The organism is Streptomyces cathayae, from assembly GCF_029760955.1.
In the GTDB taxonomy this organism is placed as follows: Bacteria; Actinomycetota; Actinomycetes; order Streptomycetales; family Streptomycetaceae; genus Streptomyces; species Streptomyces cathayae.
Genome location: NZ_CP121682.1, coordinates 1292483 through 1316511 on the forward strand (window position 1 = coordinate 1292483; position 24029 = coordinate 1316511).

General features: G+C 69.7%; 24 protein-coding genes and 1 pseudogene. 16 read left to right on the forward strand and 9 right to left on the reverse strand.

Annotated features, from left to right (window positions below):
• Positions 1-2: 2 nt before the first annotated feature.
• Positions 3-1103 carry a hypothetical protein gene (locus tag PYS65_RS05865; protein WP_279332715.1) on the reverse strand — a complete coding sequence of 367 codons (1101 nt, stop codon included), beginning with the start codon at positions 1101-1103 and terminating at the stop codon, positions 3-5.
• A gap of 345 nt (positions 1104-1448) precedes the next feature.
• On the opposite strand from PYS65_RS05865, the gene PYS65_RS05870 reads away from it, so the two are divergent.
• The 3 genes from PYS65_RS05870 to PYS65_RS05880 all read left to right on the forward strand — a co-directional run bounded on the left by PYS65_RS05870 (position 1449) and on the right by PYS65_RS05880 (position 4308).
• A complete protein-coding gene (locus tag PYS65_RS05870) occupies positions 1449-1850 on the forward strand; it encodes a hypothetical protein (protein WP_279332716.1) in 402 nt (133 codons plus the stop codon).
• Between the two features lie 559 nt (positions 1851-2409).
• Positions 2410-3573, forward strand: coding sequence for a 3-deoxy-7-phosphoheptulonate synthase (locus PYS65_RS05875; RefSeq protein ID WP_279337867.1), 1164 nt, complete (start codon positions 2410-2412; stop codon positions 3571-3573).
• 3 nt (positions 3574-3576) lie between these two features.
• Positions 3577-4308 (forward strand): isocitrate lyase/PEP mutase family protein, encoded by a 732-nt coding sequence (locus PYS65_RS05880; protein ID WP_387039964.1) that lies wholly within the window; start codon positions 3577-3579, stop codon positions 4306-4308.
• 517 nt (positions 4309-4825) lie between these two features.
• Here PYS65_RS05880 and PYS65_RS05885 read toward each other — a convergent pair.
• The 5 genes from PYS65_RS05885 to PYS65_RS05905 all read right to left on the reverse strand — a co-directional run bounded on the left by PYS65_RS05885 (position 4826) and on the right by PYS65_RS05905 (position 9963).
• Entirely contained in the window at positions 4826-5236 is a 411-nt protein-coding gene (locus PYS65_RS05885) for a DUF6278 family protein (protein ID WP_279332717.1), read from the reverse strand.
• A 93-nt stretch (positions 5237-5329) separates the two neighbouring features.
• Positions 5330-6109 (reverse strand): exodeoxyribonuclease III, encoded by a 780-nt coding sequence (locus PYS65_RS05890; protein ID WP_279332718.1) that lies wholly within the window; start codon positions 6107-6109, stop codon positions 5330-5332.
• Positions 6110-6167: 58 nt separating this feature from the next.
• Complete coding sequence (locus PYS65_RS05895; protein ID WP_279332719.1) at positions 6168-6803, reverse strand: MBL fold metallo-hydrolase; 636 nt, start codon at positions 6801-6803, stop codon at positions 6168-6170.
• Positions 6804-6862: 59 nt separating this feature from the next.
• Positions 6863-8158 carry a bifunctional 3-oxoadipate enol-lactonase/4-carboxymuconolactone decarboxylase PcaDC gene (gene pcaDC / locus PYS65_RS05900; RefSeq protein WP_279332720.1) on the reverse strand — a complete coding sequence of 432 codons (1296 nt, stop codon included), beginning with the start codon at positions 8156-8158 and terminating at the stop codon, positions 6863-6865.
• 386 nt (positions 8159-8544) lie between these two features.
• Positions 8545-9963, reverse strand: a complete 1419-nt coding sequence (locus PYS65_RS05905; protein WP_279332721.1) for a tyrosine-type recombinase/integrase — start codon at positions 9961-9963, stop codon at positions 8545-8547.
• Positions 9964-10772: 809 nt separating this feature from the next.
• Between PYS65_RS05905 and cutA the strand changes: the two are divergent.
• Positions 10773-10937: pseudogene (gene cutA / locus PYS65_RS05910) on the forward strand (divalent cation tolerance protein CutA); the annotation flags it as partial.
• A gap of 270 nt (positions 10938-11207) precedes the next feature.
• Here the strand turns inward: cutA and PYS65_RS05915 are convergent.
• Positions 11208-11930, reverse strand: coding sequence for an HAD family hydrolase (locus tag PYS65_RS05915; protein ID WP_279332722.1), 723 nt, complete (start codon positions 11928-11930; stop codon positions 11208-11210).
• Positions 11927-13423, reverse strand: coding sequence for a helix-turn-helix domain-containing protein (locus PYS65_RS05920; protein WP_279332723.1), 1497 nt, complete (start codon positions 13421-13423; stop codon positions 11927-11929). The genes PYS65_RS05915 and PYS65_RS05920 overlap by 4 nt, the downstream gene beginning before the upstream one ends.
• A gap of 410 nt (positions 13424-13833) precedes the next feature.
• Here PYS65_RS05920 and PYS65_RS05925 point away from each other — a divergent pair, with 410 nt between their 5' ends.
• The gene (locus PYS65_RS05925; RefSeq protein WP_279332724.1) at positions 13834-14202 is read left to right on the forward strand and encodes an ATP-binding protein; all 369 of its coding nucleotides are present in this window, start codon (positions 13834-13836) and stop codon (positions 14200-14202) included.
• Positions 14203-14252: 50 nt separating this feature from the next.
• On the opposite strand, the gene PYS65_RS05930 is transcribed toward PYS65_RS05925, so the two are convergent.
• On the reverse strand, positions 14253-14741 hold the full coding sequence (locus PYS65_RS05930; protein ID WP_279332725.1) for an SAM-dependent methyltransferase: 489 nt from the start codon (positions 14739-14741) through the stop codon (positions 14253-14255).
• A 126-nt stretch (positions 14742-14867) separates the two neighbouring features.
• Between PYS65_RS05930 and PYS65_RS05940 the strand changes: the two genes are divergently transcribed.
• The 11 genes from PYS65_RS05940 (at position 14868) to fxlA (ending at position 24014) form a co-directional block, all read left to right on the forward strand.
• A complete protein-coding gene (locus tag PYS65_RS05940; RefSeq protein ID WP_481007276.1) occupies positions 14868-15341 on the forward strand; it encodes a trehalase-like domain-containing protein in 474 nt (157 codons plus the stop codon).
• Positions 15341-16699, forward strand: a complete 1359-nt coding sequence (locus PYS65_RS05945; RefSeq protein ID WP_279332728.1) for an ATP-binding protein — start codon at positions 15341-15343, stop codon at positions 16697-16699. The genes PYS65_RS05940 and PYS65_RS05945 overlap by 1 nt, the downstream gene beginning before the upstream one ends.
• Positions 16700-16701: 2 nt before the next feature.
• Positions 16702-17127: a roadblock/LC7 domain-containing protein gene (locus PYS65_RS05950; protein WP_279332729.1), complete on the forward strand. Its 426-nt coding sequence runs from the start codon at positions 16702-16704 to the stop codon at positions 17125-17127.
• Positions 17124-17477, forward strand: coding sequence for a DUF742 domain-containing protein (locus tag PYS65_RS05955; RefSeq protein WP_279332731.1), 354 nt, complete (start codon positions 17124-17126; stop codon positions 17475-17477). The genes PYS65_RS05950 and PYS65_RS05955 overlap by 4 nt, the downstream gene beginning before the upstream one ends.
• Positions 17455-18075, forward strand: coding sequence for a GTP-binding protein (locus PYS65_RS05960; RefSeq protein WP_279332732.1), 621 nt, complete (start codon positions 17455-17457; stop codon positions 18073-18075). The genes PYS65_RS05955 and PYS65_RS05960 overlap by 23 nt, the downstream gene beginning before the upstream one ends.
• On the forward strand, positions 18072-19286 hold the full coding sequence (locus PYS65_RS05965; protein WP_279332733.1) for a cytochrome P450: 1215 nt from the start codon (positions 18072-18074) through the stop codon (positions 19284-19286). Before PYS65_RS05960 ends, PYS65_RS05965 begins: the two co-directional genes overlap by 4 nt.
• Before the next feature lie 10 nt (positions 19287-19296).
• Positions 19297-20529: a cytochrome P450 family protein gene (locus tag PYS65_RS05970; protein WP_279332734.1), complete on the forward strand. Its 1233-nt coding sequence runs from the start codon at positions 19297-19299 to the stop codon at positions 20527-20529.
• A 25-nt stretch (positions 20530-20554) separates the two neighbouring features.
• Positions 20555-21031, forward strand: a complete 477-nt coding sequence (locus PYS65_RS05975; protein ID WP_279332735.1) for a LuxR C-terminal-related transcriptional regulator — start codon at positions 20555-20557, stop codon at positions 21029-21031.
• A 749-nt stretch (positions 21032-21780) separates the two neighbouring features.
• Positions 21781-22239 (forward strand): DUF6082 family protein, encoded by a 459-nt coding sequence (locus PYS65_RS05980; RefSeq protein WP_279332736.1) that lies wholly within the window; start codon positions 21781-21783, stop codon positions 22237-22239.
• A gap of 297 nt (positions 22240-22536) precedes the next feature.
• A complete protein-coding gene (gene fxlM / locus PYS65_RS05985) occupies positions 22537-23763 on the forward strand; it encodes a methyltransferase, FxLD system (RefSeq protein WP_279332737.1) in 1227 nt (408 codons plus the stop codon).
• Positions 23764-23819: 56 nt separating this feature from the next.
• On the forward strand, positions 23820-24014 hold the full coding sequence (gene fxlA / locus PYS65_RS05990) for an FxLD family lanthipeptide (RefSeq protein ID WP_279332738.1): 195 nt from the start codon (positions 23820-23822) through the stop codon (positions 24012-24014).
• The last annotated feature ends 15 nt before the right edge of the window (positions 24015-24029 follow it).

Consider the following 24029-nt stretch of genomic DNA (forward strand, 5'->3'; position numbering starts at 1 on the left):
GGTCACCTTTCGGACGTGGGGCTGCGGCGGACGGCGGGTCGGTCCGGGGCCGGCGGGTGGGCACCCTGGGACGGCGGGGTGCGATCGGCGGCGCGCCCGGTGGGCGGTAAGACCTTCAGGGTTCCGGAGGCTTCGGTCTCCGAGACGGTCGCGTCGCGTGCGCACGAGCCGCGTCCGGGCTCCGCGAGGTCCCGTTCGACGCCGCTGGGGTCGTCGGGCGCGGTGACCAGGTCCTCCGGGCGGGCCTCGGTGATGCGGCCCTCGCACCTCTCCTTCACACCCATGAGGTAGCCGAGCTGGAGCCGGTGCTCGGCACCGTAGTCGTCCTTGAGCCGGGCGACGTGCGACTGCAGGGAGCGCAGGCTGAATCCGAGGCGGCGGGCGATCTCCCGGTCGGACCGTCCCTCGACGAGGAGTTTGCAGATCGCATCACGTATGGACGGGATGATTTCCGCCGCGGCGTCGGCGGCCCGAACCGGAATGAAAGGATACGGTTCCGCGCGGTCCCAGGCCCTTTCGAACATGTCCGTCAGGAATTTCACGACGGCCGGTTCGGTGACGACGATCGCGGTGGTGCGGTCGGCGTTCGCCGGGATGAACACCGTCTTGCGGTCGACGATGATGAGCCGGTCGAAGAATTCGGCCAGGGTGCGTATCTGGGCACCGAAGCCGGTCACGGTGCGGACGTATTCCTTTGTCGGTTCGTCGAAGCGGGTGCTGTGTTGGTAGAGGGTCCGCATGGACACCCCGGATGCGATACGGTCGCGTACCGCTTCGAGGGCGTGGGCCAGCACGACCCCGGGGCGCGGTCCGTCCGGCTGTGCGGTGAGGATCTCCGAGGTGGCACGGTCCAGTTCGCGCTGAATGGCCTCGCCGATCTCTTCGAGACCGTGTACGTAGCGGAATCCGGAATCGGAGGGGCCGGTCCCGCCTTCGGGGTGGCGCCCGTCGGCGGGCGGGCGGAGGAGTTCCGCCTGCGTCTCGAGCGACCGGGACAGCCCCTTGAGCGCCACCGCCGCGTGACGCAGCGCCTGGGTTGCGCGCCCGGCGTCGGCGGGAGCGCGGCACGGCTCCCCCCACACCGTGCCCGACATCTCCGTCATGCCACTCTCTGGCACCTGTGTATGCATTTGCATCCCTCGTTTCACAGCAGTGCGCCGACCCGAAGTATCCATGATTATCCGGGTCCACTCCAAGGCTGGCACCATTTTTCGAACGGGAGGGGGCCCGCCATTCAAGACGCATTCTTGCCAATGGGCCGAGGAAACGTCGATCCGTTATCGATCGGCTGAAAACATTCGGCCAGACTCCGCTTCTCATTCAACCGGGCGTCGACGCGCGGCCCATTGCCGCGGTGTCCGGGGGAACGGCGTTCGCGGGCCCGATCACCAGCACATTCCACATGCCACTCGGGGATCACCGAGGACAGACGAAGAAGGGGGACTTCCATGTTCGAGGGGATTGCCAGGACGTCACGATCCTGGCGTGCCGACGGCCGGGGGGCCGTCACCGCACTGGCCCTGGCAGGCGCGCTGGGGGCGGCCGTCACGACCGGCGGCTCCGCGCGGGCGGCCGATGTCGGCTGGAACCGTCTCGTCGCGTCCGGCACCGCGGTGTTCGCCACGTCCGTCGGCGGCGGCAGCGGTCCGTCCGGCGTCGTCACCGGAAACGCCACTGGTCACGATCGTGAGAGCGACCGCACCCTCCGCCGGGCCGGCGCCGCCGCGGTCCGTGCCGTCCCGGCCGGGGACGTCGGCTGGAACAGCGCCGGGCGGCTCCTCACCGCCGGACTGCCGGCCACCGGGCCGGCCCCCGACGGCGACGTCGGCTGGAACGCCGTGCGCGTATGAGCAGCCCCGCTCCGGTCCACCGGCCCACGCCCACAGCGGAGGCCGGCAACTGAACACCGGAGGACACTCAGAGATCGGCACCGCCGGGACGGGCACCCGGAGGCTGTCCGCTCCACCGGCCGGGACGTCTTCGGCACCGGCGCGACACTGATCGCCTCCCGCGCCCACGGCGTGGTCCTCGACGACCTGCGGCGCCCGGCCGCCATCCGGCGACGGCGGTCTCCGGGCGGGCCGGCGAGGAGGGCCGCACCCTCGGCTCCGTCCTGGCCGGCCTGCCCGGACTCGACGGCGTGCTCCGGCCGGGGGAGTTCGCCGCGCCGCTCGACCCCACCCAGTACACGGGAACGGCAGGCCCCCCGGCCGACCGCGCCCCGAAGAGAGGGACACCACCGCTGTGACCGTCAGCCGGCTCACCGAGCACCCCATCGACACCAGCCATCCGAGCGGCCGCCCGGCCGGAGCCGCCCACCGCACGACCGGTGCGGCGACCCCGCCGGACGGCCGCGGGCCCGGACGCCCGCACTCCGTACCCACCCCGCATCCCTTCCCGCCGTCGGACCTGCCCGCCGCCCAGCAGCCGGAGTGGCCCGACCGGGAGGCCCTCGCCGAGGCCGTCGCGGAACTCGGCCTGGCTCCCTCCCTGGTCCTGCCGGAGGAGTGCGACACCCTCCGCGACCGCCTCGCCACCGTCGCCCGCGGCGAGGCCGTCGTCCTCCAGGGCGGCGACTGCGCCGAGACCTTCGACGGAGCCCGCGAGGAGCAGATCGACGCCAAGTTCCGCACGCTCAACCAGATGGCCGCCGTCGTCGCCGAGGCGGCCGTCATGCCCGTCGTCACCATCGGCCGCATGGCCGGTCAGTACGCCAAGCCGCGCTCCCACGCCCACGAGACCCGGGACGGCGTGACACTGCCCGCCTACCGGGGCGACCTGGTCAACGCCTCCGCCTTCACCCCCGAGTCCCGCACCCCGCAGCCCGGCCGTCTCGCCCGGGCGCACCGGGTGTCGGCGACCACGCTGAACCTGCTGCGTGCGCTGGCGGCGCACAGCCGCACCGAGTTCTGGACCAGTCACGAGGCCCTCGTCCTGGAGTACGAGCACGCCCTGACCCGCGGTACCCCGTCCGGCCCCTACAATCTGTCCGCCCACACCGTGTGGGTGGGCGAACGCACCCGCCGACCCGGCGACGCCCACATCGACTACGTCGCACGCATCCGCAACCCGATCGCCGTGAAGGTGGGCCCCACCACGACCCCCGACGACGCCCTCGCCCTCGTGGACCGGCTCGACCCCGAACGGGAACCCGGCCGCCTCACCTTCGTCGCCCGCATGGGAGCCGACGCCGTACGCGACGTCCTTCCCGACCTGGTGGCCAAGGTGACCGCCGCCGGTTCGCCCGTGGTCTGGGTGTGCGACCCCATGCACGGCAACACCTTCCTCGCCGACGGCGGGTTCAAGACCCGCCGCCTCGACGTGATCGTGGACGAACTCCGCGGATTCTTCGAGGTGCACCGCGCACTCGGCACCCATCCCGGCGGGGTCCACACGGAACTGACCGGTGATCAGGTCACCGAATGTCTGGGGGGCACCTACCCGGTCACCCCCGCCGACCTGCCGACCCGCTACGAAACCGCCTGCGACCCCAGGCTGAACCGCGGCCAGTCGCTGGACCTGGCACGGGCGCTGGCCGATCTGTACGCCGAACACCAGCTCAGTAGGAGGTAACCCTTGCAGAGTCTCACCCCCGCCGAAGACTTCCGTCGCATGCACCAGCGGGAGGAGGCCGCGTCACCGCTCGTCATCCCCAACGTGTGGGACGCGGTCAGCGCCCGCGTCTTCGCCGGGGCGGGCCATGCCGCGCTCGCCACGTCCAGTGCGGCCGTCGCCGCCGTCCTCGGCCACGAGGACGGCGGGCACACCCCGCCCGACGAGATGTTCGCCGCCATCGCCCGCATCACCCGCGCCGTGGACGTCCCCGTGACCGCCGACATCGAGGACGGATACGGGCTGTCCCCGCGCGAGATCGTCGAGCGGCTGCTCGAGGCCGGCGCGGTCGGCTGCAACCTCGAGGACTCCGACCCCGCCACCGGCCAGGTCAAGGACGCCGACCGGCACGCCGACTGGCTGGCCGAGGTCAGTGTGGAGGCCGGCGACCGGCTCGTCGTCAACGCCCGGATCGACACGTTCCTCTTCGGGGACGGCTCCGTGGAGTCCGCCGTGAAGCGTGCCCGCCGCTATGTCGAGGCGGGCGCCGACGTGGTGTACCCGATCCTCGCACCCAGCGAGCTGCTCCCCGACATCGTGGCGTGCGTGGACTGCCCGGTGAACGCGCTGTGCCTGCCGGACGGGCCCACCCCCGCCGAGCTGGGCGCTCTCGGGGCGATGCGCGTGACGTTCGGCCACACCCTGCACCGCCGGGCCACGAACGCGCTGCTCGACATCGTCAGCGACCTGGCCTGACGGAGCTTTCGTTCCGGCCTCCGGAGCCGTTCCGACCTTGTCACCGGCCCCGGAGGCATCGCCTTGCTCACAGGTGCCCCGCCCGGACCTTCCCCCTACTCCGCGGCCGGGTTCCACCGGTGGCGTCCCGGGACGCCGCACCGCCCGAGCGGTCAGTGGTCAGTGGTCAGCGGTGGTGACGAGCCGCGAGGACGACGTTCTCCTCGGAGCTCTGATCCGTCGGTGAGCCGGCGCAACCCGTCCGGCGCGCAGCTGACCTTCTTCCCGCCGGTGGGCGGCCCATGGTGCGGGTCGTCTCCACCGCGCGGGCAGTGATCTCCGACTGCCGCCGGACGGGACTGGCTCATGTGAACCGCCATCCGCAGGTGTGGGGCGGTAGGCCCCTCCCGGCGACAGCGTCCCCGCTCCGGCCGCGAAGTCCCCTCCCCCACCGGATGGGAGAGCACATCGTAGTCGAGGTCCGGCGGGACGGACTTCCCCGCGTCCCCCTGTTCGGTGCTCGAGGAGCCCGGACGCGTCAGGCCTCCGCGACCTCGGCGTACAGCTGCGACAGCTCCGGCACCCCACTGGCGGCCCACTGGTGTCCGGAGTCCACGACGTCGAACTCCCGCCCGGAGGCGAGCCGTACGACGGGCTGCCCGTCGTACCGGATCTTCCAGGCGGCTCCCGGCACGGTGCGCACGATGACGGTGCCCAGGTAGAGCCCGGCGTCGTTGCCCAGCCAGGTCAGCGTGTCCTCGTCGTCCCGCCAGCTCCCGGGCACCAGTTGGTCCAGCGCCTCCAACGAGGCCTGGGAGTCGTCCAGTCGGACTCCGGCACGGGAGGCCTGGGAGCGCAGCAGCTCGCATTCGGCGAGGAGTTCCGCGATGCCCTCGGAGTCACGGACTGCCGGCTTCTCGCGCCGGTGGCCCAGGAAAGGGATGTTCATCCCCCCAGCCTGACATTCGTACCGCCGTGCGCACCACAGGCGCGCTGCCGGCGCCTTGGCCGAGGACCGCCGCCCCGGGCCCGCCCCCGGGCCCTACACGTCGAGGTCCACCACGACCGGCGCGTGGTCCGAGGCGCCCTTGCCCTTGCGCTCCTCACGGTCGACGTACGCGTCGGAAACGGCCTTGGAGAACGGCTCGTTGCCGTACACCAGGTCGATGCGCATGCCGCGGTTCTTGGGGAAGCCGAGCTGGCGGTAGTCCCAGTACGTGAACGGGTGGTCGTACTTCAGCGGGCGCGGGACGACGTCGGTCAGGCCGGTCTCGCGCAGGGAGGCCAGGGCGGCGCGCTCGGCCGGGGTGACATGGGTGGAGCCTTCGAAGACGGCGATGTCGTGGACGTCCTCGTCGGTCGGCGCCACGTTGTAGTCGCCGAGCACCGCGAAGGGGCGGCTGCCCGCCGCGTCCCCGGCCACGGCCGCCTTCAGCGCCTCGAACCACTGGAGCTTGTACGCGTAGTGGGGGTGGTCCACCTCGCGGCCGTTGGGCACGTACACCGACCAGACGCGGACCGGGCCGCAGGTCGCGGAGACGGCACGGGGCTCCAGCTCGCCGTCGTACCCCGGATCGCCGGGCAGGCCCTTGACGACGTCCTCCAGGCCCACGCGGGAGAGCACCGCCACGCCGTTCCACCGGCCGGTCGCGTGCACCGCGGACTCGTAGCCCAGCTCGCGCAGTTCCTCGGCCGGGAAGCGCTCCTCGGCGACCTTGGCCTCCTGGAGGCACAGCACGTCCGTGCCGCTGCTCTCCAGCCAGGCCAGGAGCCGGGGCAGGCGGGCGGTGATCGAGTTCACGTTCCAGGTGGCGATGCGCATGTCCCACAACCTACCCGGCACCACCGACAATGCCCGCCCGGCGGTGGGCGGCCCCGGCTCACAGCTCGGCCGTCGCCCCGGGGGCGAGCCGCAGGTGCTCGGCGCCGCCGAGCTCGCCGATCTGGCGGTCGTAGATCGGACGGGCCAGATCGGTGAGCAGGGCGTCGTGGATGTCGTAGGCGCGCTCCGGCCGGACCTCGCGGACGTAGTCGATGACCTCCGAGATCTTGTTCCAGGGGGCCATGACCGGGAGCATCAGCGTCCGGACGGGGTGGTCGGGGACGGTGAGGGCGTCGCCGGGGTGGAAGAGGGCCCCGCCGTCGACGAGGTAGCCGACGTTGGTGACGCGCGGGAGGTCCGGGTGGATCACGGCGTGCAGCTCGCCGTGGACCTGGACGTCGAAGCCCGCGGCGGTGAACGCGTCGCCGTGCCCGACGGTGTGCACCCGGCCCGGGAACGCGGCCGAGAGCTGTTCCGCGACGGACCTCAGAGTCCAGACCGCCGCGGCCGGGTCGGCCTCCAGGGCGGCCCGCAGCCGGCCCTCGTCGAAGTGGTCGGGGTGCTCGTGCGTGACCAGGATGACGTCCGCGCCGAGCGCGGCGTCCTCCTCGCTGAACCCGCCGGGGTCGACGACGAGGGTGCGGCCGTCCTTCTCCAGGCGGACGCAGGAGTGCGACTTCTTCGTGAGCCTCATGGGCCCATCATGCCCCCGCGCCTCCGTCCGCGCGGGGTGCCCGGTGCTCACTCCCGGTCTCACTCCTGGGGGGTGGTCTCCTCCCGGACGACCTGCTGGGCCACCCGGAACGCGCTGTTCGCCGCGGGGAGGCCGCAGTAGACGGCCGCCTGGAGCAGGACCTCCTTGATCTCCCCCGGGGTGAGGCCGTTGCGCAGGGCCGCCCGGGTGTGGACGGCGAGGTCCTCCAGGTGGCCGCCGGCGACCAGGGCCGTGAGGGTGACGCAACTGCGGGTGCGCCGGTCGAGACCGGGCCGGTCCCAGACCTCGCCCCAGGCCGAGCGGGTGACGAACTCCTGGAAGTCGCCCGAGAAGTCGTCGGTCTGCGCCAGTACCTGGTCGACGTGCGCGTCGCCCAGCACCTCCCGGCGGACCTTGATCCCGGTCTCGTACGGGTCGGGCCTGCCCTGGGCCTGCGGCGGTACGGCGGCGGCGATCTCGGCGACGGGCCCGCCCTGCGGCCCCACCACCGCCCGCACGGCCTGGTCCGGGACGGCGGGCAGGACGGTCTGCCCGGTGGTCTGCTCGAAGCCGGGCTGCCAGGCGGTGGAGAAGTGCCGGACCAGCAGGTCGGTGACCGCGGCGGGCTGCTCCACCGGTACCAGGTGGGAGGCGCCGGGCACCACGGCCAGCCGGGCGTCCGGCACGCCGGCGACCAGCGTGCGGGCCTCGGCGGGGCCGGTGACCTGGTCGTCCGAGCCGACCAGGACCAGGGTCGGCACGCCGAGGCGGCCGAGTTCGGCCCGCACGTCGAACGAGGCGAGGGCCTCGCAGGCGGCGATGTAGCAGCCCGGGTCGGTGGTACGCACCATCTGCACGGCCCACTCGGTGATCGCGGGCTGCGCGGCCGCGAAGCCGCTGGTGAACCAGCGGTCGGGCGAGGTGCGGGCGATCGGGTCGAGCCCGTTGGTCCGGACGACCACCCCGCGCTGGCGGAACTCGTCGGCGGTGCCGAACCGGGGCGAGGCGGCGATCAGCGCGAGGGAGGCGACGCGCTCGGGGTGCCGCAGGGCCAGTTCGAGGCCGATCGCGCCGCCGAAGGCGCAGCCGGCGTAGCCGAAGCGCTGCACCCCGAGGCCCTCGAGGGTGGCGAGCAGCCGCGCGGTGAGCTCGCCGACCGATCCCGCCGGGTAGGCGGGCGCGCCCCCGTGCCCCGGCAGATCGAACCGGAACACCCGCCACTGCTTCGTCAGCTCGGGGATCTGCCGGTCCCACATGTGCCATGTGGTACCCAGTGAGGGAGCCAGGATCAGGACGGGAGCCTCTTCTGGCCCGTCAAAGCGGTATTGCAGGGTGTCCGGTGGTGTCTCGCTCACCCGTCAGACCCTCTCACGTCTCACAAAATCTCACATGGACGGGTCGACCCTAGCGGCTCCTGTTCCTCTGGCAACGACAGAACCGGCACCACCGGAACCTTCGAGGGCCCGGGTACGTCTTCTCCGGCGTGTACGCGTGGCCGCCCGGACAGTGTGTCCTCCAGTCCCACGCGCTCTCCCAGTCCCTACGCCACAGAGCTTGCTCCTGTGGCACGGCTTCCAAATGGTCTGGTTTGCAGCAAAGCGTGCAGTGCCGGCCCCAAGGATCAGCCTGACGCACCCGAAAGCCTTCCGGGATCTCACCGACCAGCAGCCGGTGTCCGGGTCCACCTCGGTCTTGGCTTCCATACGACTGGGCAGGTCGCTCAGTCGACAGGCCGCCTGACTCACGCCTGCTTCTCCCCCTCAACACCGTGAAGGCCGTCCCACATGGTCGCGGCTCCGCGGAGGTCTTCCACGTCCGGTTTCACGTACCACTTCTTCGTGGTCCTGACGTTCGTGTGCCCGGCCCATCGGGCGAGGATGTGATCCGGCACGCCGTTGTTGGCGAGATAGGTGAGACAGGACGAGCGAGCGTCGTACAGGCGTACTCGGCGGAGGCCAAGGACCTCCATGAGCCGGTACGCGCGTCTACGGAGCTGCTTGATCGTGAAGGCTTCCCCGGTCTCGTGTACCACGACGTACCCGGAGTCCGAGTAAGCCTCACCGAGGACGAGCTTCTCCTTGGCCTGGAGAGCCTTGAACGACTTGAGGGCAGCCAGCACCGGAGCCGGCAAGGGCAGATCACGCTCTCCGGCCAGGGACTTGGTGTCCTTTTCCACCACATATCGATTCCCTACCATCGTCCGCGTGTTGGCTATGGTCATCGTGGCATTCTCCAGGTCGACGTCTTCCCATCGGAGTCCGCAGACTTCACCCGGACGCAGACCCATGAGGGACAACAGAAGAGGGGCATAGAGCCGTTCTGTCCTGACGCCCTGAATGAACGCCTGAACTTCCTTGACGTTCCACGGATTCACTTCCTGCTTTTTCTTCCGCTCCTCCTTGCGCGCCTTACGGGGGATGGTGACGTGCTGGGCCACATTTATCGTCAGCAGCCGACGCGTCACTGCCCGATTCAAGGCGTCCTTCAATCGGGCGAGGCTCATTTCTACACTGGTCACTCCCAGCGGAGTGCCTGCTCTATCGCCGCGCACGCGTCCGTACTTCAACGCCCACTGCATCCACGCTTCTACATTTTCTTCGGTGAGCTCTTGAAGTCGGATGTGACCCAACCTCCCCCGCACCCGGTCGAGGGTGATCTGATAGCTATACATGGTGGTTTCTTCCAGGTCCTCCGCTTTCATGGTCAACCACTGATCAAGCCACTCACTGACAGTGATCTGGTTGGGCGGGACGAACGTCCCTTCCTGATGGCGGTTGGTGATGCGCGCGTACTCGGCCTTCGCTTCCTTGAGGGTGGCGAACGTACGAGTCAGTTGCTTACGCTTCCCCGTTCCAAGGTCCACGCCGACGTCGACCACGAACCGGTAGCGCACCTGCCCCTTGGAGTTGGGTGGGAGCTTCTTGATCGGAACGGACAGGAGGTACTCACTCTCCTTCAAAGTGGGACCTACGCCAGCCAGGCAAGGGCTCATCTGCCTGGCAGCAGACCGGTGCTGTTTCATCTCATGAATCAGCGATACCTGCTGAGTTCGCTGCAGCTCCACCGCCAAGCACAGCCGCGCACACGAACATCTTTCGAGGATCGCCACGATCGCCGATTTCGCTAACCGGCGATCGTCGTCTATGTTGCGCTCGCCCATCGCAGGCCATCCGCGCGTTCACTGCGTCGCGGACGACGAGGCCGAGAAGAGTAAGCGAACAGATCATTCGCGGGCGTCACCAAAAGGATCTCCTCAGCAGGTCAGAGGCGGGTTGACCGGCCCGTGGTTCAGGGGTGTTGTACGTTGACATAGCCCCACGGCGGGTTCCACCCTTTCCGAGATGTTCCTCGTCTGCCGTGAGCGAATGAGGGCCTGGTAGGCGCCGAAATCGGCTTCATCGACCAAGGGTCTGTTCCCGCGCCGCTTAGCGGAAGATAGCCGCCGAAGCCACCTCGTCGCGCAGAGTGGGCATCCAGAATCGCTCAGAAAGCCCGCCTATCCAGCGGCCGGCACAGCCCCTCACCGAATGCGGGCACGGTTCTGGCGGCTATGCCCCGCCGGAGCCGGGCGAACCAGGCGGGAGGCCTCCAGGCCCTCAGCCCTTGTTCGCCTCGTCCGGCTGGCCGAGGCGACTCAGAGCGCATCCTTGTGGAGGCCCGACCACGGAGGTCGCGTCATGAGCACCGTGCACCGGCCGCCTCCCACCGCCATCTGCTCTGCTGACTGAACGAGGCCGCCGCGGTTCCACCCTTTGGAGTTCTTTCTTGTCTGCCGTGGACGAATGCCCGCCGACAGTTGCGTGGAGCCCTCCTGCCCCGGACCCATTGAGGCGTAAGACATGCGCCAACACCTGCGACTGATGCAGGTCGGTGGGTGAGTCCCACCCTCCTTCACCGGTAGCGACCAACCTTCGGCGTGCCCTGGACGGCTGGGGAGGGTCGCGGTACCCGAACTGGAAAGGTAGTTGCATGGCCAACGATATTGTGATCGCGCAGACGACCAGCGACAACGAGGATCAGGCGAAGGCGCTGGCCCGGGGCGCGGTCGAGAGCAAGCTGACAGCGGGCGTCCACATCGATGCACCGATCACAGCCTTCTACTGGTGGAAGAACAAGGTCGAGACGGCGCGGGAGATGGCCCGGGAGCGTTTGTAGGCGTCCGAGTGGCCCTTCACAGCGGCGTCGAGGCAGCGGGCTGCCCGTCCCTGGTCCTGGTCCTGGTCCTGGTCCGCAAGGATGACGAGGTCGAACAGCCCGTGAGCGGTGTGAGGGGCCTCGTCGTAGTAGGCCATCCGCGGCGGATCCTCGGACGGGCTAGCCTGGCCGACCCGACACACGACCGACCTGGGTCTCAGGATTCCACCCAGTCCGCCAACACCTACTCACCGACAACGGCGGCTCAGGTCAGTCCCGGTCGACGTCCGCCGCCGCACATTGGTTGATCAGTCGAATCACGTTTTGTACGTCGGTCAGACCCGGCACAACATGGCAAGCGCCGGCTGCAGCAAGCGCCTCGGCCGAGGTGGTACCGGAAGCTACGCCGATCACGTGGGCGCCTCCTTCCCGTCCAGTGCGGACGTCCTCGAGGGAGTCGCCGATGATCACGGTCGTATCCCGCGTGAAGGTATACCCGTGGTGTGCGCCGGCTCGCTGCTGTGCCACGCGTACGAGGGCAGGGCGGTGGGAGTCGTCGGAGGAGTATCCACCGATGCCGAGGTCGAGATACTCGTCCAGGCCAAGAGCCTTGAGCTTGATCTCCGCGCTGCCTCGCAGGTTGCCAGTGACCACTGTGGGAACCAGCCCGGGCTCTTGTTGCACGGCGGCAAGGGCGGCAGGTGCGCCGGGCATGATCTGCCCCGTGCGAGAAAGATCGTCACGGTGACGCTCCAGTTGCGCGGGCATACGCTGCACGATGCGTTGCGCGAGTTCCTCGATCCGCTCGGGTTCCACTGCATTCGCGCGCAGCAGCTCCCGGACAGCGAGGGGCATCGTCACCCCGGTGCCCCGAGCGGGCAGACGCTCGGCAGGCCGGCCCACCACCTCCTCGAAGAGTTCCCGGTAGACCAGCCGGTCGGTGTCGCCGGTGTAGAGGAGGGTGCGGTCGATGTCCCAGAGAACCAGGATCATGCGGCGGCTCGCTGGCGCATGACGCTTTCCCCACGATCCAGTAGCTCCAGGGCGGTTGATGAGGCCCTGTAGGAACGCGCTTCATTGAGCATGGTGTGCAGGTGGTCGTCGAGACGGGCGGATTGAATGCCTTCGACGAGGGTCAGGACGTCATGGGCGGTGGCGCAGCCGGCGTCGGCGTCGCCGGCGCGCATCTGCGCGGTCGCGGCTCGGGAGAGGAACTGAGCGGTAGTGCGGGTCTCATCCTGGCTGAGCACGCCGCGGGCTGCGGCGAAGGATTGAGCCGCCCGAGCTGGCTGTCCCAGGTCGAGGTAGCAGCTTCCGGTCTGCCCGAGAATCTCCCCCGGGCTGATCCAGTACAGCCAATGAGGATCGTCCTCGCCCCGGCCACGCGCGCAGAGTTCTTCGGCTTCGGCGAGCGCGGCCAAGGCGTGGCGCTCTTCGCGGAGTCGAGCGTGACCGCGAGCCTGGCGGGTGAGGAGCATGGCGTTCAGGGCGGGGGCGTCATGATCGGTGATTGCCTGGCGTGCTGTGCGGGCGGCGGTGATGGCGTCGCGCGGGTCGCCGGTGGAGTAGCCGTGGATGGCGAGGAAACCGAGGGCGCCGGCGCGCAGGCGGGAGTCGCCTGAAGCGTGGGCTGCGCGCAGGGCGCCGAGGAAGAGGTGCTGGGCAGCGTCGTGGTCACCGCTGTCGAAGGTGTACCAGCCGGTCTGGGCTGCCGTGTCGGCGGTGACAGCAGCCAGGCGACGTCCGTAACCCTCCTTGTAGGAGCCATGCTTGAGCAGGTGCAGAAGCATCCGCAGGTGAGTCTTCGCCGTGTGGGCGAGGTTCCCGCTACCACTGGTGGCGTCCATCTGGCGGAGTGCGTCAGTGGTGCTTTGAAGCGAATCGATCAGGGCGTCGGTGACAGTCGTGGTACCGGAAGAAGCAGCCACGGCCTCCGCGGGAGCGATGGCGGACTGCAGGACGTACTGGGTGAGCGCGGCTCCGCTCAGGGCGGTCAGCACGCGGCGGCGCTTCATGGTGGTACCTCCGATGGCCACTTCAAGTGACGTCACCATACGATCCGCCGTCCAGGGCAGTACGGCCTCCATGGAGAGGTTATGACCAGGTTTCGGTGCATCGCCGCGTAGAGGTGTCAGCAGCAAAGGCTGCAGGTCGGAAGGCAGGCCAAGGCCGTTGAGAAGGTCGAGAAGGGTGGCGGGGCTGCCGATCTGCTTCTGACCGCGTTCGAGGCCGGAAATGAAGGACTGAGGGAGCGCCGTCAGCTCACGCACGGCCATCTGGGATAAACCAGACCGCTTGCGTACCAGGCGCAGCAGCTCGCCGAAATCCCAAGCCGCCAGGGCCCGGTGGACGGCTTCGTCGCGCCAGGCACGATCGGGCACTCCCGGCGCCGTTTCTGCCTTTGCGCACAGGGCGCACAGGGCGTCGGGGTTGTACTGACTCAGCTCGGTCGCGCACCTCTCGCACACGCGGCTCGGCGGTCTCATAGCGCGGTCCCCTGGGTCGAACTTCCCAACGGTCCACACGATATGCGGGATTCCGTATCTCTACAGAGATATCGCCGCAGAGATCAGCACGGGTGCGTCCTGGGCCCACACTCATGCCCACTGCGCTGACCACTCGGTCGGATGCGGTGATCACCTTGTCGCTACGGAAGGGGGAGGGACGTGCGTGGCACCACGACAACGCTGTTCGGCCCATGCCCGCCCCGTCTTCGCTCCGACAGCGAGCGGACCTCCCCTCGTAGAGCGACAGCCGTCACCCGACCGGTCCTCCATGCCCTCAAGAGGACGTGATGACAACAACTGCCGAACGACTGCTTCGCTCTCCCATGACCGACGCTGATCTGTTGAATCGCACCTTTCAAATCGCTGAGCGCAGGCCAGGTCAACCCCCCGTGCGTATTGACATGTTGCGGGTCGCAGAGATGCGCAGGCTGACGCGGAACCACCTGGTCGAAGAGGGGCTGTCCTGCTTTGCGGACGACGCCGTACTCGTCGTCTCCGAGCTGGTCACCAACGCGATCCAGCACAGCCACGGTCGAGAGGTCACCCTGACGCTCTCCCTCTGCAACGGTTGCTTGCGGATCAACGTCCACGACGGAGTCCGCAGTCATCGGTCCACTCCAGGGAGACCCTGCAACGAAGACGAGCACGGCCGCGGCTTGCTGTTGGTGCAGGCGATCGCCGGTGCCCGACGGGGCTCCTGGGGTGTCAGCGACGACGGCGCCAGTACGTGGTGCGAACTTGCATTGGCGATGAGCTGATGACAAACCTTCTCAAGGCCGCGTGCCATCGTCACCTTCAAGCTCCGACGTCACGGGCGTTCGGTTGCATCCCTCCAGTACGCGGGGTCGAGCATCTCGCCGGGCCAGGCCGGCTGACGTACGGTTCCTCGGGGTCCCATCTGTTCGAAGTATGGCGCCAGGTCGATCACGGGCGTCCCATCGACGGCATCGAGGTCGGTGACCAGGAGGTCCCGACCGTCCACGTCGAGCAGCCGCGGGTAGCTGATCGCGAGCTGGTTCGGCCGCCGGTGGTTGCGGTGCACGAAGGTCCCGGTGGCCGGCCAGCGCGTGTTCCCTCGGGGGCTGCGGGCATGAAGCTGCACATCCTCCGGGCGCGCCAGGTGGAAGCGCCACGTCACCGTCAGGTGCGAGAACTCCTCGATCCCTTGCAGGGTTTCGAGTGGGTACTCGTCGTGGAGACGGATGATCGACCGGACTCCTCCCTGGTAGTCGTCCAGGACGCGGGTGTGTCCCCCGACGACCGTGGCGATCGGCCTGACCTCGTACGTGGAGACCACCGTTCGTTCCTCTCGCTCGGCAGGGCGCGTTGGGCGGCATTCCGAGGGTGGGGACACCGCCGTCCGGATCGGTGTTCAGCCTATGGTGCGGAGCATTTCGCGTGCGCGGCGGTCCAGCTCCACAACGTGCCGGCCGCCGCGGTGCCGTGCGGGCGAGAGAGCGCTCTGCATGCGGACGATGACGTCTCGGGGATGAATCGCATCGAGCGGTACGGCCTGATCGGCGACATGCAGACAAGGGCGCATGCCGCCGCCGACGGCTCACTGGACTGGTTGTGCCTGCCCCGTTTCGACTCGGCCGCCGTCTTCGCGGCTCTGTTCGGCACGCAGAAGCACGGCGCCCGGCACATCACTCCGACCACGGACGCCGCTGTCGTCGGCCCCACTGCGGCAGCCGAGCGGCGACACCGCGGTGACTCGCTCGTCCTGGAATCGGGGCGGCGCACGCTCAGGGGCACGGCCCGGGTCATCGGCTTCATGCCGCCTCGCGACAGGGCGACCCAGGTGATTCGCATCGTCAAAGGCGTGGCCGGTGAGGTGCCGATGGCCTCCACCCCCCATCCGCGGCCTGGGGTTTCCACGATACTCACGAGGTTTTGATGACTGTACTGATACTGGCTCTCGCCGTACTGATTGCCGTCGCCGGTGCCGCACTGGCCGCGCGCTTTCACCGCCGGGGACGTCGGGCGGAGCGCCTGGCCGCCAGGGAGCGCGGGCACGCGGCAGGGGTCACCCAGCAGATGCGGGTGGCGGAGCAGTTCGTCGGCTACCTCGCCGCCACGGTGGTCCCCGCCACGTCTGCCGCGGCGCAGGCCGGACGGTCCCACCAGGCCGACCTGGCGGTCCCGTCCCAGCTGGTGGGCACCTCGATGGGCGACGCCGTCGGTGCGCTGGCCGATCAGGTCACTGCGGCCATCGCCGCCACCGGGCAACGGGCTCATGCCGCGGCCGAGGAACGTCTGGCTCAGGCGCGGCGGGAGGCCGAGGGGCGGGTCGCCCAGGTGCGGAAGGAGGCGGTCGACGTCGCCCGTGCTGCGGTGCGTGCCTTCGCCTCCAGCACGGTGGAGCGGGCCTCGAGGCTCAGCACCAGGATCGGTACTGGTGTGCGTCGGCATGTCTCGGACGAGGCGTACGAGACGCTGGTCGAGATCGACCACCTGGCCCAGCAGATGCTGCTGACGGCGAGTGGATATGCGGTGCTGGCGGGCGACAAGCTCTCGCGGCGCCATCCGGCCACCTCCCTCTCGGATGTGGTGCGCGCGGCCATGGGCCGCGTCGAGGGATACCAGCGCGTGCAGCATGCGGACCTGGATACCTTCGCGGTGGAGAGCCGGGCGGTGGAGGCGGTCGTCCACACCCTGGCCATCTTGTTGGACAACGCGCTGCGCTACTCGCCTCCCAACGCCCGGGTGCACGTCTCCGCGGAGCACGGCAACGACGCCGTGTTCCTGATCGTGGACGACGCCGGACTGCGGATGGAGGACGAGCGGCTGAACTGGGCCCGCCGGGTGATGTCCAGTGCGGAGCGCGACGACATCACCAACCTGGGGGCCTACCCGCAGACCGGGCTGCGGGTGGCGGCCGTTCTCGCCGCCGACTACGGATACCGGGTCGAGGTGACGGCCCCCAACGTCTACGGCGGTACCCGCGCCTTCATCGTGCTGCCGCAGAGTCTGCTGACCGCACCCCCACCGCCGGTGGTTCCTGCAGCCTCTCCCCTGGTGCCGCCTGCGCCGTCACGGGAACCACGACCGACTGAGCCGCCGACGAGTCAGGCGACCACGGCGAGCGGGCTCACCGTCCGCCGACGGACCGTGCATCCGGCCCCGTTCGCACGCTCGGCACCCGCTGCGCCACCGATGGAGCCGGGGCGGCCCGAGGTGGCCGCCGCCTGGATGGAAGGCACCCGCCTCGGCCGCCAGAGGCCGAGCACTCCCCCTGAGACCGAAGGAGACTGACCATGGACGGCCACGACAACAACCCCCTCGGCTGGCTGCTGGACGAGCAGCTCGGCGGCGTGGAGGGCGTCCGGTACGCCGTGCTGATGAGCAGCGACGGGCTGTTGAAGGCGCGTACGAAGACGATCGACCAGGAGGGCGGCGAGAAGTTCGCCGCGCTGACCGCCGCCATGCGCGCCTCGGCCAGGGCGTGGGACGAGTTCACCGGTGGCGGTGGTGTGCGCCAGCAGATGATCGAGTGTGTCGAGAACATCGGCCTGACGACTGCGGCCGGGCAGAACACGATGCTGTCGGTGTGTACCACCGGGCCGCACGCGGATGTCGGCCTGATCAGCCGTCACATGGCACAGCTCGCGGTGCGGGTGGGCGAGCAGCTCGGCACCGAGAAGCGCGCCTCGCGGTTGGCGGGCGGGGGATCGGCGGCGTGACCGGGCCGCGGCGTGACCCGGACATCGTCAGGCCCTACGTCCGCACGGGCGGGCGGGTCCGCCCTCGCCGGGACGTGCGCCTGGAGAGTGTGGTCATCGCCGCGACCGGCCCGGTGAACGATCTGGGGCCCGACGCCCGGCAGGTGATGGGTCTGTTCGCCGCGGGGCGCGGTGGGCTCGCCGTGGCGGACATCGCCGCCGCCCTGCAGATGCCGCCCTCCACCGTGCGGATCCTCGTCTCCGGCCTGGTGGACACCGGTCACCTGACCAGCCCCACTCCCGCCGTCTCGGACCGGCCCGACACCGACCTCATGCAAAGGGTGCTTGATGGACTACGCGAACTGGTCTGACCCTCTTGTCGCCTTCGTTCCCGCCACGGTGACCGAGTCCGCCAAGATCGTGGTCGCCGGCGGCTTCGGGGTGGGCAAGACGACTTTGATCGGCAGCGTGTCCGAGGTGGCCCCGCTGCGGATGGAAGAACCCATCACCATCGACAGTGTCGGCGTGGACGACCTGCGCGGGACGCCGGAGAAGACCACGACCACGGTGGGCATGGACTTCGGTCGGCTCCACCTGGCCGACGGGCAGCTCGTCCTCTACCTCTTCGGGCTGCCGGGGCAGCTGCGGTTCCGGCCGCTGTGGGAGGACCTGGCCGAGGGCGCGTTGGGGTGCCTGGTCCTGGCCGACACCCGGGACCTGGATGCCTGTCACGGGGCCCTGGACCTGCTCGAAGCCCAGAAGACCCCGTACGCCGTCGCGGTCAACACCTTCCCCGACGCCCCGGCCTATGAGGCGAGCGAACTGCGTCAAGCCCTCGCACTCGACGCACAGACCCCGCTGACCACCTGCGACGCCCGCGACCGCACCTCCTCGCTCTACGCACTCATCACCCTCACCGAGTACCTCACCGCGCCCCGCGCAGCCGCACCCCTGGAGCCTCGGCCATGATTCCCACCAACACCGGATCCCTCACCGGGCCGGACCGGATCCCCCTGTACTCAACGGAGTTCGCCGACGACCCGCACGCCGCATACGAACGCATGCGCAAGATCCACGGCGCGCTGGTGCCCGTCGAACTGACCCCAGGCATCCCCGCAACCCTGGTGATCGGCTATGCCCAGGCCCGGCGTATTCTCAATGACCCGCTGCGCTTCCCCGCGGATCCGCGCGTGTGGCAGCAGCAGGCGCCGGCGTCCTGCCCGGTGCGGCCGATGATGGAGTGGCGGCCCAACGCCCTGCGCAGCAGCGGTGCCGAGCACGCCCGCTACCGCGCGGCCAACACCGCCGGCCTCGACGCGATCGACCAGCACGGGCTGCGCGCACTCGTGGAGAAGGTCGCCGACTCCGCCATCACCGACTTCCGCACGACCGGCCGCGCAGACCTCGTCAGCCAGTACGCCTTCCCCATCGCCTTCCGGGTCCTGAGCACACTGCTGGGCTGCCCCGACGAGATCGGCGCCCGGATCGCCGACGGCATGGCCCGCGTCTTCGACACCACCGACGCCGCCCGCGGCAACCACATCCTCGACCAGGCCGTCGCCGACCTCGTCACCCTGCGCCGACACCAGCCGGCCGACGACATCACCACCCGCCTGATGGCCCACCCCGCCCACCTGGACGACCGGGAGATGAGCCACCAGCTCATCACGCTCTACGGCGCCGGAATCGAGCCGCTGACCAACCTCATCGTCAACACCTGCCGCAAGCTCCTCACCGACGAGGAGTTCTCCACCTCCCTGCACGCCGCCCAGTCCACCGTCCGCGACGCCCTCGACGCCGTCCTCTACACGGACCCGCCCCTGGCGAACTACTGCATCACCTACCCGCCCTATCCCGCGGACATCGACGGCGCCCTGCTCCCGGCCCACCAGCCGGTCGTGATCTCCATGGCCGCCTGCAACAACGACCCCGAACTCACCCTCGGGCTGCCCACTGACGCCATCACCGGCAACCGCGCCCACCTGGCCTGGAGCGCCGGCCCTCACACCTGCCCGGCCCGCTCCCACGCCTACCTCATCGCCGAGACCGCCATCAGCCACCTCACCGACGCGTTCCCGGAGATGGACCTCGCCGTCCCCACCGACGAGCTGCGCTGGCGCCCCGGCCCCTTCCACCGCGCCATGGAAGCCCTCCCCGTCCTCCTCCCGACCACCCGCTGAAGGAGCCCCCGTGCCCGAGCAGCCGATACTCGCCCTCGACCCCGAAGCGTCCGACCACCACGCCGAGCACCAGGCCCTGCGCGCCGGCGGCCCGGCCACCCGGGTGGACATCCTCGGTGTGACCGCCTGGTCGATCACCGACCCCGCCCTCCTCAAGCGGCTCCTCACCGGCTCGGATGTCTCCAAGGACGGCCGTGCCCACTGGCCGGCCTTCGCCGACACCGTCCCCACCTGGCCCCTGAGTCTGTGGATCACGGTGACCAACATGTTCACCGCGCACGGCACCGACCACAGCCGTCTGCGCCGCATGGTCGCCCCGGCCTTCAGTGCCCGCCGCGTCGCCGCTCTCAAGCCGACCGTCGAGACGATCGTGACCGGCATCCTCGACGACCTCAGCATCCGGCCCGCCGACGAGAGCGTCGACCTGCGCGAGCATCTCGCCCACCCGCTGCCGATCGCGGTCATCGGCCGGCTCATGGGCGTTCCCGACGGCCAACACGACAGCTTCCGCTCCGTGGTCGACGGAGTCTTCAGCACCACCGTCACCGCCGCCCAGGCCGCCGCGAACGCGACCGCCCTGTACCAGCTGCTCGACCAGCTGATCACGGCGAAGCGCGCCCGGCCCGGCGACGACATGACCTCTCTCCTCATCGCTACCCGCGACGACGAGGGCGATGGCCACACTCTCACCGAGGGCGAGCTGCGCGACACGCTCCTGCTGATGATCTCTGCCGGATACGAGACCACCGTCAACGTCATCGACCAGGCCATCAGCGCTCTGCTGACCGACCCGGAGCAGCTCGCCCACGTCCGTGCCGGCCGCGCCGACTGGAGCGACGTCGTCGAGGAGACCCTGCGGCACGAACCCGCGGTCAAGCACCTGCCCCTGCGCTACGCCCTCACGGACATCCCCCTGCCCGACGGGAAGACGATCCGCAAGGGCGACGCGGTCCTCGCCTCCTACGCCGCCGCCAACCGCCACCCCGGCTGGCACGGCGAGTCCGCCAACCTCTTCGACGCCACTCGCACCACGAAGGACCACCTCGCCTTCGGACACGGCGTGCACTTCTGCCTCGGAGCACCACTCGCCCGCCTCGAAGTCGCCACCGCGCTGAAGCAGCTGTTCGACCGCTTCCCCGACATCCGCCTCGCCGTCCCCGCGACCGATCTGAAGCCGCTGCCTTCGCTGATCAGCAACGGACACCAGGCCCTGCCCGTACACCTGCGCCCGGCCTCACGCTGAGGCCGAACCAACCAGGAAGACCGTCATGACCACCGCCCCGATCACTCCGCTCACCCCGGCCGAGCGACGCGTCGCCGACCATCTCGTCCGCGGCCTGGAGCCCCGCGCCATCGCCGCCGAGACCGGCCTGTCCTCGAACACCGTCTCCAGCTACGTCCGCACGATCCGGGCAAAGCTGCACTGCCCGACCCGCAGCGCGCCGCACGTCCTGGTGCATCATCTGCTCAGCTCGGGGCAGGCCACCCCGCCTTCTGCGACCGAACCGACGCCCGATCTCACCCCGGCACGGCGGCTGCTGCTGAGGGCCTTCGCCGAGCACACCAGCCCCTACGACGTCGCCCGCGATGCCCGCATCGCCCCGGCCGACGTACGCGCCGAGGCCGACACACTGCTCGCCGAAACGGGAGCCGACGACGCCACCCGGCTCGTAGTGCTGGCCCACGTCTGGGGCTTCCTGGGAGCCGGCCGAGAGACAACGATCCCGGCAGAGGCACGCCGATGAACACAACCTGCACTCCTCACCTGAACCCGAGCACCGAGAGGCAGGCCCCAAGCGACCGCCGACGCGATTCCGTCTACGAGATGCGGCTACTGGACACCGACGCCGAATGGGCAGAGGCCACCGCACTCCTCGCAGACCGCCTGGGCTGGCTCTCCCGCCACGGCCTGCCCGTTCCCGTTCGCGGGGACATCCCCGCCCTCTACCAAGACGAGCAGGCCATAGCCGTGGGGTTGTTCGAGGACAGCGGCCTGTTCAGCTGCCTGATCCTCGACCGGACTCCCGACCTCGGGCACTGGGGCTCAGGCGGCGCCGGCCCCAGCCTGTTCCTCGACCACGTCCACACCCTCCCCGGGCGCTCCGACAACCTCATCCGGCTTGTCACCCTGTGGGCCTCCGACTACGCCGCCCGCCTCGGCCTGCCGTGCGTCCTTGCCGAGGCCCGGCACGGCCTGAGCGTCGATCCGATTGCACGCTTCCTTGATCAGCTGAAGGGCATGGGCTGGTCAGTCCGCGGAGCGGGCCGCCCGTCTCGAACTGCCCGCCGATCCCCGCCCCGGACTCGCGGCGTTCATCGGCTGTGCCGTCCCCCTCCCGCGCGAGCCCGTCCGGCCCAGCAGCCGCCGGAGCCGCTCATGACCAGCACAGGACCGCCCCGGCATGGCGCGGCGACCGAACCAGTAGCTGTTCAGTGCTGCCCACCCGATGCACCGGCAAGAGCAGCATCCACGATCAAGAAAGCAGGTCCAGTGATGAAGACGTCCCACGCCGTGCTTGTCTCCTCCGCTGTTGGGGCCGTGGCCATCTGGTTCGCCGAGCGACGGCACCGTCAGCGGCTCGCACTGGACACGGCGCACATCCATCAACGCCTGCTCTCCGACATCGCGGCTGACCCGGAGCACCGGGCGATCTGGGCGCTTGAGGGGCTGTCCGACGAGGAGTCCAAGCACCTGCTGTGCTGCAACCGGCAGGTCAGCTTCCTCTCGGTCAAGTACCGCCTGGGCCTGCTCGACAAGGCCGGGCTGCGGGTGCAGGTCCGCGTGCTGATGGAGCGCGAGCCGTTCCGCGCCTACTGGCAGCGTTCCGCGACGTTCCGCGACGAGGAGGCCGGGGACCGCGTCGACCGCTCGTTCAACAGGGTCTTCGAGGACGAGTACGCCGCCATGGCCGACGCCGATGAAGCGGTCGGCCGACTGCTGACCAGTGCGTAACGGTCCCAGCCAGCGGGCGGTTGCTCCACCCGGCAGCCGAGCCCGCAAGACGGCTCGGCGCCGGACGGCACGCGTGGGAGGGACCCGTTCCCGCCTCGGGCTCCTCCCCGCACGAAGCGCGACCCACGAGAGAAGGGAACAACGGTGGTCATATCCCAGACCGCTTTCCGCCGAAGTCCGACGGCAAGTCGGCTGGGCGGCACGTAGAGCACTACCCCGGATACCGACCTGGCCAGCGTCGGCGACGACCGACAGATGACGCGCCTGGACCGCTCAGACACCACGTAAGGAACCCACATGACCGGTGTGACGACCGCCGACTCCAGCGAGGCCACCCGCCTGCGCCACGAGATCATCGACCAGTTGCGGAACGAGGGCTGGATCACCTCCGCAGAGGTTGAGGCGGCGATGAAGAAGGTGCCCCGCGACCGGTTCACCCCGCCACAGACGCCGCTGAAGGAGGTGTACGACCCGTACTCGGCGGTGATCACGAAGACCGATGAGCACGGCGTGCAGATCAGCAGCGTCTCCGCCCCACAGATCCAGGCCATTCAACTGGAGCAGTGCCGGCTCCGGCCCGGCATGCGGGTCCTGGAGATCGGCTCGGGCGGCCTCAACGCCGCCTACCTGGCCGAGATCGTCGGCCGCGACGGCCGGGTGACCACGGTCGACATCGACAAGGAGGTCACCGAGCGTGCCACCCGGCTCCTCGCCGAGAACGGCTACGACCAGGTGCGCGTGGTCACGGCGGACGCAGCCGAACCGATCCCTGACCTGGGCATCGTGGACGTCATCCTGGTCACCGTGGGCGCCTGGGACATCCCGCCCGCCTGGATCGACCAGCTCAGCCCCACCGGCCGGCTGGTCGTGCCGTTGCGCACGCGCGGTCTGACCCGCTCCGTGGCCCTCACCCGCGCCGGCGATCACCTTGAGTCGCGCTCCGCGAAGATCTGCGGCTTCGTTCCCATGCAGGGCTCCGCCGGGCACGAGGAGCAGCTCCTCCTGGTGAACGGCACACCGGAGATCGGCCTGCGCTTCGACGACGGCCTGCCCATCGACCCGAGCCGGCTCGACAACGCCGTCACCACACCCAGGGTCGAGAGGTGGACCGGTGTGACCATCGGCCGACAGGAGCCACTGGCCACGCTCCAGATGCACCTGGCGATCACCATTCCGGGGTTCTGCATCATGGCCGTCGACGAGGATCTGGACACCGGCATCGTGACGCCGAACCGCAAGGGCTTCTCGCTCGCCGCCGCCGAAGACGACTCCTTCGCCTACCTCGTACACCACCCCTTTGGGGACAAGGACGTCGAGTACGGCGTCCACGCCCTGGGCAATCACGCGCAGCAGCTCGCCAAGAAGATCGCCAAGAGCCTGCGCGACTGGGAGGCCCACCGCCGCGGCGGGCCCGTCCCGGTCATCCGGGTCTACCCGGCCGGCACCCCCGACGAGCAGATCGAGGGCGACCGGGTCATCGACAAGGTCCACACCCGGATCTCGCTCTCCTGGCCCGCGACCTAGCAATCGCGCCGCCAGGTCGTCATGCACCACTTCATCGAACAAGGAGAGTGATCGACATGAGTCCCACCGCCGCCCTGATGGACCGGCCGACGCAGCTCGTCGAGGACGACGACTTCGCCCCGCTGGAGGTCAAGGCCATCGTCGCCGCCCACCCGATCGGCAAGCTGATGTGTTCCACGGGTGACGGCTGCGGGAGCACCTGCTCGGGCAGCTCGTCCGCGTGCAGCTCCTTCATCGAGGACCCGGCCTGATCCCAGGCCGGGTCG

Coding starts and splice junctions, on each gene's coding strand:
- PYS65_RS05945 (WP_279332728.1), top strand. CDS start 15,341: ATGACTGTACTGATACTGGCTCTCGCCGTACTGATTGCCGTCGCCGGT.
- fxlM (WP_279332737.1), top strand. CDS start 22,537: ATGACCGGTGTGACGACCGCCGACTCCAGCGAGGCCACCCGCCTGCGC.
- PYS65_RS05865 (WP_279332715.1), bottom strand. CDS start 1,103: ATGACGGAGATGTCGGGCACGGTGTGGGGGGAGCCGTGCCGCGCTCCC.
- PYS65_RS05960 (WP_279332732.1), top strand. CDS start 17,455: ATGGACTACGCGAACTGGTCTGACCCTCTTGTCGCCTTCGTTCCCGCC.
- PYS65_RS05965 (WP_279332733.1), top strand. CDS start 18,072: ATGATTCCCACCAACACCGGATCCCTCACCGGGCCGGACCGGATCCCC.
- PYS65_RS05920 (WP_279332723.1), bottom strand. CDS start 13,423: ATGAGACCGCCGAGCCGCGTGTGCGAGAGGTGCGCGACCGAGCTGAGT.
- PYS65_RS05950 (WP_279332729.1), top strand. CDS start 16,702: ATGGACGGCCACGACAACAACCCCCTCGGCTGGCTGCTGGACGAGCAG.
- PYS65_RS05890 (WP_279332718.1), bottom strand. CDS start 6,109: ATGCGCATCGCCACCTGGAACGTGAACTCGATCACCGCCCGCCTGCCC.
- PYS65_RS05870 (WP_279332716.1), top strand. CDS start 1,449: ATGTTCGAGGGGATTGCCAGGACGTCACGATCCTGGCGTGCCGACGGC.
- PYS65_RS05895 (WP_279332719.1), bottom strand. CDS start 6,803: ATGAGGCTCACGAAGAAGTCGCACTCCTGCGTCCGCCTGGAGAAGGAC.
- PYS65_RS05905 (WP_279332721.1), bottom strand. CDS start 9,963: ATGGGCGAGCGCAACATAGACGACGATCGCCGGTTAGCGAAATCGGCG.
- fxlA (WP_279332738.1), top strand. CDS start 23,820: ATGAGTCCCACCGCCGCCCTGATGGACCGGCCGACGCAGCTCGTCGAG.
- PYS65_RS05885 (WP_279332717.1), bottom strand. CDS start 5,236: ATGAACATCCCTTTCCTGGGCCACCGGCGCGAGAAGCCGGCAGTCCGT.
- PYS65_RS05980 (WP_279332736.1), top strand. CDS start 21,781: ATGAAGACGTCCCACGCCGTGCTTGTCTCCTCCGCTGTTGGGGCCGTG.
- PYS65_RS05975 (WP_279332735.1), top strand. CDS start 20,555: ATGACCACCGCCCCGATCACTCCGCTCACCCCGGCCGAGCGACGCGTC.
- PYS65_RS05915 (WP_279332722.1), bottom strand. CDS start 11,930: ATGATCCTGGTTCTCTGGGACATCGACCGCACCCTCCTCTACACCGGC.